We start from the raw sequence: 17,179 nt of genomic DNA, 5'->3' as shown, positions 1-17,179 counted from the left end.
TTTTTAATTATTCTAAATAAAACTTTGCAAATATATAAAAATCAGACTCAAGAGAACACGCTCTTAAACCTGATTTTTATCATATGTTATTCGCTAATTGCAGCAGCTTCTACCGTAAATCCAAAAGCTTCAGCAATTTTTTGAGAAATAACATCTAAATTATCATTAAGATGATCAACATCCCAAAAACCATTTGTACCTCCTAATAAAGTTTCCAACATCCCGTCTACATCCTCTTTAGAAAGATATGGCGCTTCAGAGCTTGGATTTTGAGTATATCGCAAACTTAAAATAAAACCGTACCCTTCAGATAATGCATGAAAAGCGGCTGTAGCATCAGGAACTAAACTCTCTTTACCGCTTTGTAAATAATGTACTGCTCTTACCGCTACCACCAATGAAAGGTTCTCCTTAATTATTGCAGCCTGGCGATCTCTCTCTTCATAGTCCCCATTAACAATGGCGGCTCTACCAGCAATAAACGCCTCATCAATAGCGGCTCTAACACCTGAAAAGTCTGAATCAGCATCCACTTGACTGATATAACTATCCCAATATTTACCTCCACCGGCTCCATAAATGTATCCATAAGCTTCATCCCATTTATGCTCCATAGTAGTGTATAGTTCACCTTCCTCTAAAACCGCATTATCATTATTGGCTACATTTGAAGCTTCGTCTAAAACTGCTCCGCTTATGTAGTTATTTAAGATCTGATCTACAAATACAGCGCCCATTAATCCTTTAGCCATCACTTGTTCGATCTCTAAACCGTTACCATCTACTAAACGACTGCCATCTGCAATACCAGCAAAACCCGGCTCCGCATTAACTGCATTCGCCCCGTTAACCGAAGCTTCTGCTGCAGCTGACAACCAATTCTCAAATTGTTGTCTGACTGCTACCTGCTCAGCTGTTGAACCTCCACCATTCAAATTCACAAAATAATCTCTTGAGGCAGCGGTTTTACTCTTTAGTTGTTTTGAGGTTGCTTCATTTAAATCTGCACTCTCAAAAGGCGCATCTGTATTGCTATACATATTTGAAACCCTGTTAGCATCTAAAGGCCAATTATCTTGTGTTTTAAGATAAGTTCTTAATTCATCCAACATTAAAATCCTTGTGGTTTGCCCTCCATAACTTACAGTTGAAGCACCATCTCTTTCAAAAGTATAAGATGCAGGTATTTCGTATCCTAGGTTCACTCCATCATCATCCGATGAACATGAAGTGAATGCCATTGTTGTAATTGATAGTACTGAAAGCAGTAATCTTGATCTCATTATTCGTTTATTTAGACTTATTATTAATAACAGGGCAAATGTAAAAACGAATTTGAATTTAACAAAGTTTATTTAGATTAATTTTAAGTAAAAATTAAGAAAGGGATTGGATGTAGCTATTTTCCTAGTGGTAATTATTAAAAATCTTTATAGATTCATTATACGCACTCTCAAAACTCATGGCTTGTAAATTCGTTTCAACCTGGTTAACGTTAAAATAAGACAACAAACGTTCCGTAGGCATGTTTCCAGTTAGCTTATCCTTTGCCATCGGGCAGCCGCCATACCCCATAATAGCACCATCAAATCGCTTACAGCCTGCCTTATAGGCCGCATCAACCTTTTCATGCCAGCTATCAGGTGTTGTATGCAAATGAGCACCAAACTCAATCTGAGGATACTCGGGAATCAAATTAGAAAATAAATAAGTAATAACTTCAGGAGATGAAGAACCAACGGTATCCGACAATGACAAAATTCGTACACCCATAGAAGAAAGCTTTTCAGTCCATTCACCCACAATCTCAACATCCCAGGGATCTCCATAAGGATTGCCGAATCCCATTGATAAATAAGCGACCACCTCCTTATTCGATTTATCTGCAATTTCTAGTATTTCTTTTAAGACTTCAATACTCTCCGAAATCGTTTTATGCGTATTCCTCATTTGAAAGTTTTCAGATATTGAAAATGGATATCCCAAATAATCAATTTCTTTAAACCGTGAAGCATCATTAGCACCTCTAACATTAGCTACAATAGCGAGGAGCTTACTTTTCGTTACAGACAAATCTAGCTTCTCTAACACTTCAGCAGTATCAACCATCTGAGGAATTGCCCTTGGCGACACAAAACTCCCAAAATCTATGGTATCAAATCCCACCCTAAGTAAAGACTGAATGTAATCCACTTTTTTCTCGGTTGGAATAAAATCCTTTATGCCTTGCATAGCATCCCTCGGACACTCTATAATTTTCACTTCACTCATTGCATCAAAGATAGAAACGTTTTTCTTTAATAAAAACAATTTAATCTCATTAGAACTAAATAATCAACAGGATAATTAACTATATAATTATGTATCTTTAATAGCACACAATGATTAATCGAATGCTTACTAAACAACAAAAACAAAGTTATCGGGCCGAACTTTTCAAACACCTTGATGGTATCGTTACAGCTCCGACCGTCACAAGCCTTTATGAAAACAAGGTCATTGAATTTCTCAGTAAATTAAAAGATCCCGTAGAGATAAACGAAATTTCTTCAAAGTTCAATACCAACCCAGGATACTTAAATGTGGCTCTAAGAATTCTAAGCTCTCAAGGATGGTTAAATTACAAAGTAGATAATAAAAAAAACACCATCACCCTCAGTAGGAATAATAATACCGTAAAATTAAACGAATTTGCTCATCTATACATTCCTGTCAAAAATTTTTTAAAGAAAACAGAAAAAACAGGGCTGGCTGCACTAAATAAAGAAATTGTAAATACATTAATACAAAACTTTACTGAATTTCAAAAAGCAGGATCTGAATTTGAAAATATCAATCCATCAAACCAAAAAGTATACTATCAAATCCTAAAACACCTGGAAGGCATGATCGTTGGCCCGCTAATCGTTATACTGGGACAAGGAGGAATGTTTCACAAATACTTCATGGAAGCTTCGTTTAAACCCGAGGAGTACCATAAAGAAGCCAAAATTTTTGAAGAAGCCCTTAATATCCTTACCAAACTTTCATGGTTTTCAAAAACTAATGACACCTATAGTTTTACTGAAAAAGGATTGTTTTTTGCCAAAAGAGCCAGTGCATATGGCGTCACCGTTTCATACATACCTACCCTAAGAAATCTGGATCAATTAATATTTGGCGATCATTTACCGCTGAGAACACTTGAACCTAACAAACCCGAGCCACATGTTTACAGAGAAATGAATGTCTGGGGAAGCGGTGGCGCTCATGCTATTTATTTCAAAAAAATAGACGAGATTATTCTAAGTATATTCAATAAAGAACCCGTGGCTGAACAACCCAAAGGAATTTTAGACATGGGATGCGGAAATGGCGCATTTCTAATTCATCTTTATAACCTGATAGAAAAGCAAACCCTGAGAGGAAAAAACTTAGATGAATACCCACTGTTTTTAATAGGAGCAGACTACAACCAGGCAGCTTTAAAAGTCACACGTGCCAATATGATACAAGCCGATATCTGGGCAAAAGTAATTTGGGGAGATATTAGCGATCCCATACAATTAGAACAAACCCTTAAAAACGATTATAATATTAAATTAAAAGAATTACTAAACGTTCGAACATTTTTAGACCATAACAGGATTTGGAAACAACCTAAAGAAGAACCAACCTTCATAAGCAAATCAACAGGCGCATTCGCCTTCAAAGGTAAAACACTCAACAACAATGAAGTAGAACAAAATTTAACAGAACACCTTTCATTATGGAAACCCTATGTAGAAAAATTTGGACTCCTGGTTATTGAACTACACACCACCCCTCCCGACCTTACGGCCAAGAATCTGGGCAAAACAGCAGCTACCGCCTATGACGCTACACATGGCTATTCAGATCAGTATATCGTTGAAATTGATGTTTTCGAACAAGCTGCAGAAAGAGCCGGATTATACATCAACAAAGAATCCTTTGCTAAATTCCCGGATTCTGAATTAGCAAGCATTAGCATTTGTCTTTTAAAAGGATCTTAACGCAATAATGCCTTATTGATTTCTTTTACTAATTTGGGGCCTTCATAAATGAACCCGGTATAGACCTGAACAAGATCAGCACCGGCTTCTAGTTTTTCAATAGCATCCTCAGCAGAATGAATACCTCCAACCCCAATGATTGGGAATGCCTTATCACTTCTATTAGCCAAAAATCGAATAACTTCAGTAGCCCTGTTGGTCAGAGGCTTTCCACTTAATCCCCCTGTCTCCTTCTTATTTTCCGAAATCAGCCCGTCCCTGGAAATCGTCGTATTTGTAGCAATAACTCCGGCGATTTTAGTATCCTTTACAATCTCTATAATATCCAACAATTGTTCGTCCGTCAAATCAGGGGCAATCTTAAGCAAGATTGGCTTCTGAATTGTTTTTTGAGTATTTAATTCTTGTAAAGTATGTAAGAGATGCTTTAAAGGCTCCTTATCCTGCAAGGCCCTTAAATTGGGGGTATTAGGAGAACTAACGTTCACGACAAAATAATCGACATATTCGTAAAGCGTTTCAAAACAAATTTTATAATCATTTACAGCGTCTTCATTTGGGGTAACCTTGTTCTTACCTATGTTCCCCCCAATAAGGACCCCTTTGTTTTTCTTTAATCGCTCAACAGCATCTTCAACTCCACCATTATTAAAACCCATCCGATTGACAATTGCACTATCGGACTTCAACCTGAACAATCTCTTTTTTGGGTTTCCAGGCTGTGGTTTTGGAGTTAAGGTCCCAATTTCGATGAATCCAAAACCAAAATTAGAAAACTCATTAAATAAGCGCGCATCTTTATCAAATCCGGCAGCCAATCCAACAGGATTTTTAAACTTCAGTCCAAAAACTTCCTTTTCCAGACGTTCATCTTCAACCTTATAAATAGATCTGATCAATGCAGGTACACCTGGAATCTTATGAATGAATTTAATAACAGAAAATGTAAAATAATGAACCTTTTCCGGATCAAAAAGGAAAAGAATTGGACGGATAAAAAGTTTGTACATGCCGATTTTGTTTGGGCAAAAATAAGCTAAAAAAACACGAATGAAAAACTACTTTTAATTTTAAAATTACGAACGTATTAATTCTATCAAAACGCTAAATAAAAGCAAGTATAATGTCATGGTAATTAAAAACACAGGAGCTCCGTCAGACAAGCCATTCCATAATAAAGAATTATATAAACCCACTAAAAAGCAAGCTTAATGAACTAGATTATTAACGACCATGAACAGCTAAGAATATAAAATTGCCAATGAAATTATTTACTTTTGAAAAAAATAACACAACATGACAAACAAACAACAAGTAATAGACCGATTTACTAGTTATATTACCATAGACACACAATCAGATCCAAAAAGTGAAACTACACCTAGTACTAAAAAACAATGGGATCTGGCCAACAAGCTTGTCGAAGAACTTAAAGACATGGGAATGCAAGATGTAAGCATAGACGAAAACGCATACATCATGGCCACCCTTCCCACAAATGTCAATCATGAAATACCTACCATTGGATTTGTAGCTCATTTCGATACTACTCCAGACTATAGTGGCACCAATGTAAACCCACAAATCATTAATGATTATGATGGTGGAGATATCGTTTTAAACAAAACTGAAAATATTGTTTTATCTCCTGATTATTTTGAAGATCTAAAACAATATAAAGGCCAGACATTAATAACCACAGATGGAACCACACTTCTTGGTGCTGACGATAAAGCCGGTATAACCGAGATCATGGAAGCCATGAAATACCTAATCGATCATCCCGAAATTAAACATGGAAATATTAGAGTCGGTTTTACTCCTGATGAAGAAATAGGAAGAGGCGCTCATAAATTCGATGTGAAAAAATTTGGAGCAGAATGGGCATATACAATGGATGGAAGCCAGATTGGAGAATTAGAATACGAAAATTTTAATGCTGCAGGAGTAATCGTAAAGTTCAAAGGTAAAAGTGTACATCCAGGATATGCAAAAAATAAAATGGTTAACGCTGTTTTATTGGCCAATGAATTCCTATCTCTTTTGCCTCCTCGGGAAGTACCTCAGCACACCTCCGAAAGAGAAGGATTTTTCCATTTCTATAGCATCAAAGGAGATATCGAGCTAACTGAAATCGAAGGAATAATAAGAGACCATGACCGTAATAATTTTGAAGCACGTAAACAATTAGTAAATCAAATTGCAGACGACTTAAAACAAAAATACAACGATGATATCATTTCCATCGAAATAAGCGATCAATACTACAACATGAGAGAGAAGGTAGAACCTGTTTTTCATATTGTAGAAATTGCAGAAGAAGCCATGAAACAATTAAATATTGAACCCATTATCAAACCTATCCGAGGTGGCACCGATGGATCACAATTATCATACATGGGCTTACCATGTCCAAATATTTTTGCAGGCGGTCATAATTTTCATGGTAGATACGAATATGTCCCGGTAGAAAGCATGCAAAAAGCAATAGAGGTAATTATAAAGATTGCTGAAATTACAGCTACCAAATATCTTAATTAAAAACTAATGAAAATTACTTCATTTGACGAATACCTCAAGAAACACAAAAAATGGGAAAAAGAATTAACAACCCTAAGAACTTTAATTCTTGAGACCCAAATGGAAGAATCCATTAAATGGGGTGCCCCCACATACAGCATTAACAAAAAAAATGTAGTTGGGCTCGGTGCATTTAAAAACCATATAGGCCTCTGGTTTTTTAATGGAGCTCTTCTTGAAGATAAAAACAATGTCCTAATAAATGCTCAAGAAGGTAAAACCGTAGCAATGCGACAATGGAGGTTTACCTCTATGGATGAAATTGATAAAAAACTAATTCTAAACTACCTTAAAGAAGCGATTAGTAATCAACAAGAAGGCAAAGAAGTCATATCGGCTAGATCAAATAACCTCATCATCCCAATAGAGCTCGAACAGGCTTTTGAGGAAAATAATAAACTAAAACTGGCTTTCGGGGAGTTTACTCCATACAAGAAAAAAGAATTCGCCGAATACCTATTAGAAGCCAAAAGAGATAGCACTAGGCTAAAACGCCTGGAAAAGATAATCCCTATGATCTTAAAGCGAGAAGGCTTGAATGATAAATATCGAAAATAAATAAAGGCCGCACTTGCGGCCTTTATTTATTTATAAAATCATCATAAGAATGATTATTTCTTCTTTTCAGGAGCATTCAAACGTAACGACATTTCCATAGATATGGCCGAACGATCAAATTTAATTTTGCCCGCCATAGTTTCAATAACACAAGTATTATCATCGTTTAGATCCAATACTTTACCATGCATTCCACTTTTGGTAACAACTTTATCTCCTTTTTTTAATTCGCTAGCGAACTTCTTTTCTTGTTTTTGTTTTTTAATCTGTGGACGTATCATGAAGAAATACATGACCGCAAAAATTAAAATAAACGGGGCAAATTGATTTAAAATTTCCATTAATTATAGTATTAAATACTTAGTTAGACACTTTTATAGGCGACCCTGCCTTATCTTTAGGTGTTACAAACGCTTTAATTCTCAAGGTTTCATTACCATTCGCTGTATTTGCAGTAACAGTGATCGTCTTGGTAACCTGATTCGAACCTGAACCATTAAATTTCACTAAAAGCTCTCCTGTTTCTCCTGGCGCGATTGGATCCTTTGGTTTTTCAGGAACCGTACATCCACAACTAGATTTTGCATCTGTAATAATTAAAGGCGCATCTCCTGTATTAGTAAATTTAAACTTGGTCTCAACCGGAGTACCCTGAACTATATTTCCAAAATCATGCTCTGTCTTTTCAAAAGTCATAACTGGTAATTTCTTAGCATCCTCATCACGTTGAGCTGCAATATCAACATTTTCTGATTTTATCTTATTAGTCGCATTATCCTTACACGATACAATAGACAATGAAGCTACGGCAACTAACATTAAAACTGCTTTTTTCATTTTGTTAGAATTTTAAGGGGTTAAAATTACTTAATAATTAACGTAATATAATAAATTATTACAGAGTATTACATGAGTCCACGACCAACCTTATTCAGTTTATTGTCTTGCTGGTATTCTTTCACCAGTTTATCTAAAATACCATTAATAAACACACTACTTTTAGGAGTTGAATATTCTTTGGCAATCTCCACATATTCATTCATAGTAACTTTTACCGGAATGGAAGGAAATCTCAAAAATTCACAGATCGCCATCTTTAAAAGTATCGAATCTAAATCCGCAATTCGTTCAACATCCCAATTAGGTGTTTTACCAACAATCTCCTCCTGTAGTTTCTCATAATTGAGCACCGTTTTCTTAAATAGATCTGAAGCAAACTTTAGATCATCTTCATCCTTATATAAGGAAGGTAAGAAATATCTGGCATCAGGATCCTTTTTAAGATTGGTGATCATTTTTAAAATAAGCGTATTCACCAATGGCAAATCATCTACCCATGTTAAATTGCGGTCCTCTATAAAATCATAAAGTTTATCATTAGGCGCAATGATATTCTTATAAATGGCAATTACAAACTCCCTGTCCTCTTTAAAATTGGTTTCTGACTTCGACATATATTCCTGATAAATATCACTCGCCAAAATAGCATCATATATGATCTCTACATATTTATCATCTAAATCCCATGACAATTTCCTATTTGAAAGCTCTTCAGTCAATAGCTCATTCTCAACCAGGAGCTTTAAAACACTATTGTTTACAAATTTTTTATTAGGATTTTTTTCTTCTTGGGTAGCTAGATATTTCTTCTGTGATAATTGCTGCTGTTCTTCAGCCTTTTTTTGAACCTCCACCAACAGTGCTAATAGCGTTAAATAGAGATTATACATATTATCCATGCTGAATTTAACGAACTTCACCTCTTTATCAACATCGGCATTACCAGATTGGGCTATTGCATAGATCGACTGCATTACTTTTACCCGAATATGTCTTCTTGTTAACATACTTTAAAGAACTTACTAAAAAATTAAGGGCGAAAGGTAAATCCTTTCGCCCCGCAAAATTAAAATTATTTATGTAATATCTCTTATTTTTTTAGCTCTAATTTACGAGCATCGATAAGAGACTGAGCCGTTTTTAAGGCAGCTTGATGGGTTGTAATACCTTCCAACTCCGCTTTTGAGAAAATCTCTAAGGTCGTATTGTAGATATTTTCAGTTTTATTAATGATCTCCTGCTTTCCATAGTTCTCAATTTCAGCATATACATTAATAATACCTCCGGCATTAATTAAAAAATCAGGTGCATAAGCAATCCCCTTCTCTTTCAATAAAGCACCATGGATATTCTCATCAGCCAATTGATTATTGGCTGCACCCGCTATAACCTTTGCCTTTAGCTTCCCTATCGTTTCATTATTCACTGTAGCTCCTAAAGCACATGGCGCATAAATATCGGCTTCTTCTGAATAAAGATCTTTTCCTCTATAGATTTCAGCACCATATTTACTACTTACCTCATTAAGTCGTTCTTCATTAATATCCGCAATAACAACCCTTGCATCTTCTTTGGTTAAATAAGAAACCAAAGTTTCACCAACATGACCAATTCCCTGAACCAACACCTTCTTACCAGAAAGAACATCAGAACCGAACTGAAACTTTGCCGCCGCTTTCATCCCCATATATACACCATAAGCAGTAATTGGTGACGGATTTCCAGCGCCTCCTCTTGATTCGGAAATACCAGTAACGTAAGGAGTAACATCATGTACCAAATCCATATCTGAAGTCTCCATCCCTACATCTTCTGCAGTAATATATTTACCTCCCAATGAATGAACATAAGCTCCAAATTTCTGCATGAGTTCAGGAGTTTTTTCAGTTTTGGCATCTCCAATAATTACAGCTTTACCTCCACCAAGATTTAAACCACTGATCGCAGATTTAAAAGTCATACCGCGAGATAATCTCAACACATCATTCAAGGCCTCCCATTCATTATTGTATTTCCACATTCTGGTTCCTCCTAAAGCTGGACCCAATACTGTATTATGAATACCAATTATTGCCTTTAATCCTGTATCTTTGTCCTGACAGAATACAACTTGTTCATGATTATCAAAAGAAATCTGACCAAACACCGGGTCCACTTTTTTAAGATCATTTAGAGCAATCAATTCTGATTCCATATTTACGAATTTTAAATTTTTAGCGTGTTAAATTTTTAATTCGTCAAAATTAAACTAAAAAACAATACCTAAATTGAATATTTGATAAAATTAACGTTTTTAATCACTTATTTATCAAATCTAAATAACCTCAAATAAGACATGAAAGAATTAAAATCAATTCATAAATTCTTCTATAAATACAAATGGAAACTCTTAATTGGAGTTATCATTACCATCATAGCAAGAATATTTTCTTTGTTTCTCCCTCCATATATTAATAAGTCGATCACAGCCGTTCAGAATTACTTAAACACCCCCGATGCAAGCCTCACGGAAGTAAAAGATGAACTCATTTTATACATCCTGATCATTATCGGCACTACCCTCCTATCTGCTTTCTTTACTTTCCTGATGAGACAAACCATTATTAATGTATCCAGATATGTAGAATACGACCTGAAAAATGAAATATTTAAACAATACGAAAAACTTTCACTCGGCTTCTACAAAAAAAACCGAACAGGAGATTTAATGAACCGAATTAGTGAAGATGTTACCCAAGTAAGAAGCTATGCAGGTCCGGCCATTATGTATAGTATCCAAACCATTACCTTGTTTATCTGTGTCATCCCAATAATGATCTACAAATCACCTACCATGGCAATGTACACATTAATACCATTACCATTTCTATCCATTCTTATTTATAAGATCAGTAAAGTGATTCACGAAAGAAGTACTTCCGTTCAAGCATATTTATCAGATCTATCTGCATTCTCTCAAGAATCATTTTCTGGGATTTCTGTAATAAAAGCATACAGTATTGAACCTGAAACAAACACCTCCCTGGTAAATCTTGCTAACGAAGGCAAGAACCGTAGTATGAATTTGGCTAAAGTTAACGCATGGTTCATGCCCCTAATGATATTAATGATAGGACTAAGTACCACCCTGGCAATTTATGTAGGGGGTATGCAATACATTAACGGAGAAATTAACTCTATTGGAATCATTGCTGAATTTATTATGTACGTAAACTTCCTGACATGGCCCGTGGCGATAGTCGGATGGGTTACCTCTATAGTCCAAAGAGCAGAAGCTTCACAAAAGAGAATTAATGAATTCATGAGCCTAACCCCGGAAATTCAAAATGAAGTAGACACGCATACACCTGTTGAAGGAGAAATAACATTTAAAAATGTTAGCTTGACATATGATGACACAAATATAACAGCCTTAAAAAATATTTCCTTTACCATAGAAAAAGGACAGACATTAGCCATAATCGGTAAAACAGGATCCGGAAAATCCACCATCCTGGATCTTATTGGAAGACTCTATGACACGACCGAAGGAACAATTTATATAGATAAGACACCAATAAGAAAAATGAATTTATCTGACCTGAGAAATAGTATTGGTGCTGTTCCTCAAGATGCCTTCCTGTTCTCTGATTCGATAAAAAACAATATCAAATTCGGAAAAGCATCTGCAACAGATGAAGAGGTAATCGAAGCAGCCAAAAAAGCTGCTGTACACGAAAATATTCTTGGATTTAATAAAAAATACGAAACCGTATTGGGAGAAAGAGGTATCACTTTAAGTGGGGGCCAAAAACAACGAGTTTCAATCGCCAGAGCCATGATAAAAGATCCTCAGATATATCTCTTTGACGATTCATTATCTGCAGTAGATACTGAAACAGAAGAACAAATTCTAAATAATCTTCGAAAAATTTCGAGCGAAAAAACTACAATTATTGTAAGTCATAGAGTCTCTTCGGCCAAAAACGCAGATAAAATTATAGTTTTAGAAGACGGACAAATAATTCAGCAAGGATCTCACAATCAATTAATAAACCAGGAAGGATACTACAAAGAACTATATTTAAATCAATTGTCAGAAAAAGAAAACTGATTTTTTTTTGTTTCGTTGCGATTTTTTTCACATTTTTGATTTGTTGAAAAAACTAATTTTAAGACTACAAGAGGGATTATGAGCGAAAAAGATTTATTAGAGAAAGACGAAATTTTCTCTAAAGTTTTAAGAGCCGGAAGAAGAACCTATTTCTTTGATGTAAGAGAAACCAAAGCTGGAGATTATTATTTAACAATCACCGAAAGTAAAAAGTTTACTCACGACGACGGTTCTTTCCATTACAAAAAACACAAAATCTATCTCTACAAAGAAGATTTTGATGCCTTCAAAGAAATCCTTGATGAAACCACCAATTTCATCATAGACAACAAAGGAGAAGAAGTTATATCTGAAAGACATCAGAAAAACTTTAAAAAAGAAAGCTTCTCTTCAAATGGCGATTCGGAATCAAACGTAGAAGAAGTTAATACCGAAAAGTTTACCGATATCAGCTTTGACGATATTTAAAAAGTTAAAACTTTCTTAAGTAGAAACCACCTCTGTTAATTCAAAGGTGGTTTTTTTATATTTACTTATCAGGTATGATCCATATCATACCAAGAATAGTTTACTATAATGTACTCATAAATTAACCCCTCTAAGAAACGTCTTAGAGGTAATTTACTCTTTAAGAAAATCAACACCTATGAAAAAAATTACTTTTCTATTTATTGTTTTCACCCAAATCCTCTTAGGGCAAAACAATATTTCATTAGATTACTATTTACCTCAAAACATATCCTTCAACCAGGAAATACCCACCCCCAAAGAAATTATAGGTCATGAAGTTGGAGAATGGCACGTAACTCATGATAAACTGGTAGAATACATGAAAAAAATTGCTGAAGTATCCCCGAGAGTCAGCATCGAAAATCGAGGTGAAACCTATGAAGGAAGACCAATAATCCTCTTAACAATCACCGCACCTGAAAACCATTCAAATATCACCGAAATAAGAAAAAGCCATGTTCAACTAACCGAAAACAGTGGGAATTCACTTAATACGGAAAATATGCCAATTGTGGTTTATCAAGGTTTTTCTATACACGGAAATGAACCGAGTGGATCCAACGCTGCACTGGCTACTATTTACTATCTGGCTGCTGCTGAAGGAAATGAAATAAATGATTTATTAAAGAATACTGTCATTCTTCTCGACCCATCTCTGAACCCTGATGGACTTCAACGCTTTGCTTACTGGGCTAACACCAATAGAAGCCATGTTCTCAATCCTGACCCGAATGACAGAGAATATGATGAAGTTTGGCCCGGTGGTCGAACAAATCATTACTGGTTTGACCTTAACAGAGATTGGCTCCCGATACAATTACCGGAAAGTAAAGCACGTATTAAAACATTTCACCAATGGATGCCCAATATCCTTACCGACCATCATGAAATGGGTACAAATTCAACATTCTTTTTCCAGCCGGGAGAACCCTCTAGAGTGAATCCTTTAACTCCAAAAATGAACCAACAACTTACAAAAGAAATTGCAAAATATCATGCAAAGGCATTAGATAAAATCGGCTCTCTATATTACTCAGAAGAGGATTATGATGATTTCTACTACGGAAAAGGTTCCACATTCCCGGATATAAACGGAAGTATAGGTATTCTTTTTGAACAAGGAAGCTCAAGAGGACATATACAGGAATCAGAAAACGGAATCCTCACCTTTCCATTCACCATAAGAAATCAATTCACAACAGCATTATCTACCCTTGAAGCTGCAAAAAACCTTCGCGTCGATATACTAAACTATCAACGAGAATTTTATACAAATGCCAGAAAGGAGGCCGCAAAATCAAAAAGCAGCGCATATATTTTTGGAGATGAAAAAGATGCCGCCAAAACATATCAGTTAGCCAAAATTTTAGAAAGTCAGAAAATTGAATTGTACCAGGCTAATGAAGATATCACCATAAATGAAAAGACCTTTAAAAAAGGATATAGCTATTTGGTTCCCAAAAATCAAAAAAATCATCGCCTGATAGAAGCAATGTTCGACATTAGAACTGAGTTCGAAGACAGCCTGTTCTATGACATTTCTGCATGGACATTTCCTTATGCCTTTAATTTAGACTTTGAAGAAACCAAAACAGCTGGAAACAGAACAAACAACATTACCCTAAGAACAGGTAATGTTAACGAACAAAGCAACTACGCCTACCTGTTTGATTGGCATGAGTATTACACCCCAAAAGCTCTGAACATGATCCTTAACAAGGGACTTAGAGCCAAAGTAGGTAAAACACCTTTCAGCCTTGAAGGCAAAGACTATGACTACGGAACAATAATGATTCCCGTACAAAACCAAAAATTAAACAAAAGCGAGCTATACGAATTCCTTCAAAAGGTTGCAAAAGAAGCACATATAGAGATTACCTCCGTAGCAACAGGATTAACCAAAGGAATCGACTTGGGAAGCAATGATTTTGAAGCCTTAAAAAAACAGAAAGTCGCTTTGATTGTAGGCAATGGAATTACATCTTACGATGCTGGAGAAATATGGCATTTATTCGATCAGCGATATAACATGCAAATTACTAAACTAGACACCGACAATTTAGGCAGAACAAGTCTCGACAAATACACCACTATAATCCTTCCAAACATGTGGGGAAGTGCTTTAAACGGAACTGCTACCCAAAAAATAAAAGACTGGGTGCGCAATGGGGGTACCCTGATTGGTTACCGCAATGCGGTAAATTGGCTCGAACGTAATGACCTGCTCAAGGTAGAATTCAAGAAAAACGAAATGACCGCTAAGAATATCACTTTCGAGCAAAAGCAATTCTTTTCTGGAGCTCAGGTAACTGGAGGTGCAATCTTCAAAGCAAACCTCGATAGGTCTCATCCGATAAACTTTGGCTATAAAAACGAAACATTGCCGGTTTTTAGAAACACAAACATCTATATGAAACCTAATGAAGAAAGCTACAACAATCCAATTCAATATGATTTAAACCCATTACTAAGTGGTTACATCTCTGAGGAAAACTTAGAACTATTAAAAGGAGCTGTTCCTTTTAAAGTACAACGCAACGGAAGTGGACGTGTAATTGCATTTACAGATAACACAAACTTCCGCGCATTTTGGTATGGCACCAACAAATTACTGATGAATGCCATATTCTTCTCAAAAGTTATGTAGTAGATATTAATTGATACAAATAATTTGATACCTCAGATTCATAGTATCTTAATGCTGAAATAAATACAACTCCTATAATGGCATACCACCAATTATAGGAGTTTCTTTTTATAATGATAAAGCCCAACGCTGCATTAATCAATAAAATTAAAGCTATAAAAAGGTTAGGAACCAACCACATTCCTTGAAAAACCCCAAAGACTTTAACTCCGGCATAAAAAAGACAATAAAATGCAACGATTTTGGTAATGATAATTAATGATTTCATGAATATTATTGATAGTTTTTTGGAAGTTCTCTTATCGGATTTATCCTTTCATAAGCACCCCCTAGTTCATATAATTTCATTTCTTGAAACGGTTTGGAAATAAAGGTTAAACCCACGGGCTCTCCCGACACTTTATACCCCATAGGCACAATGAGAGCCGGGTACTTTGCCACCGCAGCAAAAGCTGCATGATAATTATTAATAGAAAGCACAGCATCGAGATCATGAGTATCTAGAATACTATTGAAATAGCTACGACCCTTTGACTCTAAATCTATTTTTATATCCTCTAATTGCTCAGAGGTAGTGGTATCCGAAATGATTCCTTCAAACAGTTTTTGATTATACGGAACCCTCACTATAGAATCTTTAAGATTAAAATCAACCACCTCTTCAATAGTTTTAACCGCAACCCCTTCTGTTGCATTAGCCTCTAAATATGCAGGTAAATCATTTTTCATATCTATATTCAAAAGGGTTATAAATCCATCCAGACTCAATTTTGGTGCTTCCACTTCAATGACAACTGCCCCATTTTCTTTAAGGAAGCCAACACTTCTTGAATAAAGGGAATCCTCCTGAACCAAATCCTTAAAAACCCCAAAACGCTTGCCCTTTAAAGTTGACTTTTGCAAAACATCTAACCCCATATTTAATTCACTAACGTCCTTCATCGCATCAAAAATTATGAAATTATCCATAACATTTCCGGTCATCGGACCAGGGGTGTCCAACGTACTTGAAATGGGCACAATTCCATTTTGACTCAAAACACCTACAGTCGGTTTTAGCCCAACAACAGAATTTTGTCCGGACGGCGATAATATAGACCCGGCAGTTTCTGTTCCAACGGCTCCCACCGCATAATTGGCGGCAACAACCACTCCACTTCCTGAACTGGATCCACCGGTTTCAAAAACCTTTCGGCCATACGGATTTAAGGTCTGACCACCTATAGCAGAGTAACCCAGCGGACATCCATCACAAAAAAAGTAAGCCCATTCACTTAAATTCACCTTACCAAGAATTATAGCACCTTTAGCCTTTAAGTTCCGCGTTACTACAGCGTCTTCCGGCATATTTTCTGCCAATGCAACAGCACCCGCCGTTGTATGAAGTCCCGATGCACCGATATTATCTTTCAAAAGAACTGGAATACCATAAACTTCATGATTTTTATCCGATTTCCTTTCGAGATCCATTTCCCTGGCAAGGGCTATCACTTCTGGATTTAATTCAATAATTGAATGAAGCGACGTTAATGGATTGCCTTCGTAATATCTAATTCGATAAAGATAAAAGAGAGTCAATTCCTCATAAGAGAATTCATTATTCGCAACTGAAGCCTGAATTTGAATTATACTCCTCCCTAAAATCGAAGATTTTAATTCCTCATACCTCCGAACGGGGAAACTATCCAGTTTTTCATCAAAAACCTGCCATGGCTCCTCTTGCTTATAACGCGACTGAATCAATTTATAACGCATTCTTTTATTAGGATGCTCCTGCTGTTCCAAAATTTCAGTCGATTCTTCATAATTATCTGACACCTCCTGTTTAGGATCAGTCTTACAGGCCAAACACAAAGAAAATAAAGCGATTGCTATGAATGATTTCATAAAGTTACTTTTCATTAAAGATAAAAACTTAAATCAAAAAAACTCCACCTT

15 protein-coding genes are annotated in these 17,179 nt (G+C 35.8%); 6 read left to right on the top strand and 9 right to left on the bottom strand.

Translation table 11 applies throughout. The features are described 5' to 3' along the window. Nucleotides 1-86: 86 nt before the first annotated feature. Both P278_RS02200 and P278_RS02195 read right to left on the bottom strand, forming a co-directional pair. Nucleotides 87-1,283, bottom strand: coding sequence for a DUF4856 domain-containing protein (locus P278_RS02200; protein WP_038261516.1), 1,197 nt, complete (start codon nucleotides 1,281-1,283; stop codon nucleotides 87-89). Nucleotides 1,284-1,407: 124 nt separating this feature from the next. Further along, nucleotides 1,408-2,271: a hydroxymethylglutaryl-CoA lyase gene (locus P278_RS02195; RefSeq protein WP_038261513.1), complete on the bottom strand. Its 864-nt coding sequence runs from the start codon at nucleotides 2,269-2,271 to the stop codon at nucleotides 1,408-1,410. A 122-nt stretch (nucleotides 2,272-2,393) separates the two neighbouring features. Between P278_RS02195 and P278_RS02190 the strand changes: the two genes are divergently transcribed. Beyond that, nucleotides 2,394-4,013: a class I SAM-dependent methyltransferase gene (locus tag P278_RS02190; protein ID WP_038261510.1), complete on the top strand. Its 1,620-nt coding sequence runs from the start codon at nucleotides 2,394-2,396 to the stop codon at nucleotides 4,011-4,013. On the opposite strand, the gene P278_RS02185 is transcribed toward P278_RS02190, so the two are convergent. Next, nucleotides 4,010-5,023 (bottom strand): quinone-dependent dihydroorotate dehydrogenase, encoded by a 1,014-nt coding sequence (locus tag P278_RS02185; RefSeq protein ID WP_038261505.1) that lies wholly within the window; start codon nucleotides 5,021-5,023, stop codon nucleotides 4,010-4,012. The genes P278_RS02190 and P278_RS02185 overlap by 4 nt on opposite strands. Nucleotides 5,024-5,309: 286 nt before the next feature. On the opposite strand from P278_RS02185, the gene pepT reads away from it, so the two are divergent. Together pepT and P278_RS02175 are read left to right on the top strand one after the other, a co-directional pair. Then, on the top strand, nucleotides 5,310-6,554 hold the full coding sequence (gene pepT / locus P278_RS02180; RefSeq protein ID WP_038261502.1) for a peptidase T: 1,245 nt from the start codon (nucleotides 5,310-5,312) through the stop codon (nucleotides 6,552-6,554). 6 nt (nucleotides 6,555-6,560) lie between these two features. Further along, nucleotides 6,561-7,151, top strand: a complete 591-nt coding sequence (locus P278_RS02175; protein ID WP_038261499.1) for a YdeI/OmpD-associated family protein — start codon at nucleotides 6,561-6,563, stop codon at nucleotides 7,149-7,151. 53 nt (nucleotides 7,152-7,204) lie between these two features. On the opposite strand, the gene yajC is transcribed toward P278_RS02175, so the two are convergent. The 4 genes from yajC to P278_RS02155 all read right to left on the bottom strand — a co-directional run bounded on the left by yajC (nucleotide 7,205) and on the right by P278_RS02155 (nucleotide 10,185). Then, complete coding sequence (yajC, locus tag P278_RS02170; RefSeq protein WP_038261496.1) at nucleotides 7,205-7,492, bottom strand: preprotein translocase subunit YajC; 288 nt, start codon at nucleotides 7,490-7,492, stop codon at nucleotides 7,205-7,207. A 19-nt stretch (nucleotides 7,493-7,511) separates the two neighbouring features. Next, a complete protein-coding gene (locus P278_RS02165) occupies nucleotides 7,512-7,988 on the bottom strand; it encodes a DUF1573 domain-containing protein (protein WP_038261494.1) in 477 nt (158 codons plus the stop codon). Nucleotides 7,989-8,056: 68 nt separating this feature from the next. After that, complete coding sequence (gene nusB, locus P278_RS02160; RefSeq protein ID WP_038261491.1) at nucleotides 8,057-8,998, bottom strand: transcription antitermination factor NusB; 942 nt, start codon at nucleotides 8,996-8,998, stop codon at nucleotides 8,057-8,059. A gap of 83 nt (nucleotides 8,999-9,081) precedes the next feature. Then, nucleotides 9,082-10,185 (bottom strand): Leu/Phe/Val dehydrogenase, encoded by a 1,104-nt coding sequence (locus P278_RS02155; protein ID WP_038261488.1) that lies wholly within the window; start codon nucleotides 10,183-10,185, stop codon nucleotides 9,082-9,084. 141 nt (nucleotides 10,186-10,326) lie between these two features. Here P278_RS02155 and P278_RS02150 point away from each other — a divergent pair, with 141 nt between their 5' ends. The 3 genes from P278_RS02150 (at nucleotide 10,327) to P278_RS02140 (ending at nucleotide 15,241) form a co-directional block, all read left to right on the top strand. Further along, the gene (locus tag P278_RS02150; RefSeq protein ID WP_038261485.1) at nucleotides 10,327-12,084 is read left to right on the top strand and encodes an ABC transporter ATP-binding protein; all 1,758 of its coding nucleotides are present in this window, start codon (nucleotides 10,327-10,329) and stop codon (nucleotides 12,082-12,084) included. A gap of 78 nt (nucleotides 12,085-12,162) precedes the next feature. Then, on the top strand, nucleotides 12,163-12,552 hold the full coding sequence (locus P278_RS02145; RefSeq protein ID WP_038261482.1) for a PUR family DNA/RNA-binding protein: 390 nt from the start codon (nucleotides 12,163-12,165) through the stop codon (nucleotides 12,550-12,552). Between the two features lie 178 nt (nucleotides 12,553-12,730). After that, entirely contained in the window at nucleotides 12,731-15,241 is a 2,511-nt protein-coding gene (locus tag P278_RS02140; RefSeq protein WP_038261481.1) for a M14 family metallopeptidase, read from the top strand. On the opposite strand, the gene P278_RS02135 is transcribed toward P278_RS02140, so the two are convergent. Together P278_RS02135 and P278_RS02130 are read right to left on the bottom strand one after the other, a co-directional pair. Beyond that, a complete protein-coding gene (locus P278_RS02135; protein ID WP_038261478.1) occupies nucleotides 15,234-15,509 on the bottom strand; it encodes a hypothetical protein in 276 nt (91 codons plus the stop codon). The two genes, P278_RS02140 and P278_RS02135, sit on opposite strands and share 8 nt — an antisense overlap. Nucleotides 15,510-15,514: 5 nt before the next feature. Continuing rightward, entirely contained in the window at nucleotides 15,515-17,128 is a 1,614-nt protein-coding gene (locus P278_RS02130) for an amidase family protein (protein WP_235444232.1), read from the bottom strand. Nucleotides 17,129-17,179 lie beyond the last annotated feature (51 nt).

Source organism: Zhouia amylolytica AD3, from assembly GCF_000511935.2.
GTDB classification, from domain to species: Bacteria; Bacteroidota; Bacteroidia; order Flavobacteriales; family Flavobacteriaceae; genus Zhouia; species Zhouia amylolytica.
The sequence above is the reverse complement of the archived record's forward strand: the minus strand, read 5'-3'. Positions and strand labels throughout refer to the sequence as shown.

Excerpts from the sequence above, each read along its gene's own strand:
- P278_RS02200 (WP_038261516.1), bottom strand. The coding sequence starts at position 1,283 with ATGAGATCAAGATTACTGCTTTCAGTACTATCAATTACAACAATGGCA.
- P278_RS02195 (WP_038261513.1), bottom strand. The coding sequence starts at position 2,271 with ATGAGTGAAGTGAAAATTATAGAGTGTCCGAGGGATGCTATGCAAGGC.
- P278_RS02190 (WP_038261510.1), top strand. The coding sequence starts at position 2,394 with ATGCTTACTAAACAACAAAAACAAAGTTATCGGGCCGAACTTTTCAAA.
- P278_RS02185 (WP_038261505.1), bottom strand. The coding sequence starts at position 5,023 with ATGTACAAACTTTTTATCCGTCCAATTCTTTTCCTTTTTGATCCGGAA.
- pepT (WP_038261502.1), top strand. The coding sequence starts at position 5,310 with ATGACAAACAAACAACAAGTAATAGACCGATTTACTAGTTATATTACC.
- P278_RS02175 (WP_038261499.1), top strand. The coding sequence starts at position 6,561 with ATGAAAATTACTTCATTTGACGAATACCTCAAGAAACACAAAAAATGG.
- yajC (WP_038261496.1), bottom strand. The coding sequence starts at position 7,492 with ATGGAAATTTTAAATCAATTTGCCCCGTTTATTTTAATTTTTGCGGTC.
- P278_RS02165 (WP_038261494.1), bottom strand. The coding sequence starts at position 7,988 with ATGAAAAAAGCAGTTTTAATGTTAGTTGCCGTAGCTTCATTGTCTATT.
- nusB (WP_038261491.1), bottom strand. The coding sequence starts at position 8,998 with ATGTTAACAAGAAGACATATTCGGGTAAAAGTAATGCAGTCGATCTAT.
- P278_RS02155 (WP_038261488.1), bottom strand. The coding sequence starts at position 10,185 with ATGGAATCAGAATTGATTGCTCTAAATGATCTTAAAAAAGTGGACCCG.
- P278_RS02150 (WP_038261485.1), top strand. The coding sequence starts at position 10,327 with ATGAAAGAATTAAAATCAATTCATAAATTCTTCTATAAATACAAATGG.
- P278_RS02145 (WP_038261482.1), top strand. The coding sequence starts at position 12,163 with ATGAGCGAAAAAGATTTATTAGAGAAAGACGAAATTTTCTCTAAAGTT.
- P278_RS02140 (WP_038261481.1), top strand. The coding sequence starts at position 12,731 with ATGAAAAAAATTACTTTTCTATTTATTGTTTTCACCCAAATCCTCTTA.
- P278_RS02135 (WP_038261478.1), bottom strand. The coding sequence starts at position 15,509 with ATGAAATCATTAATTATCATTACCAAAATCGTTGCATTTTATTGTCTT.
- P278_RS02130 (WP_235444232.1), bottom strand. The coding sequence starts at position 17,128 with ATGAAATCATTCATAGCAATCGCTTTATTTTCTTTGTGTTTGGCCTGT.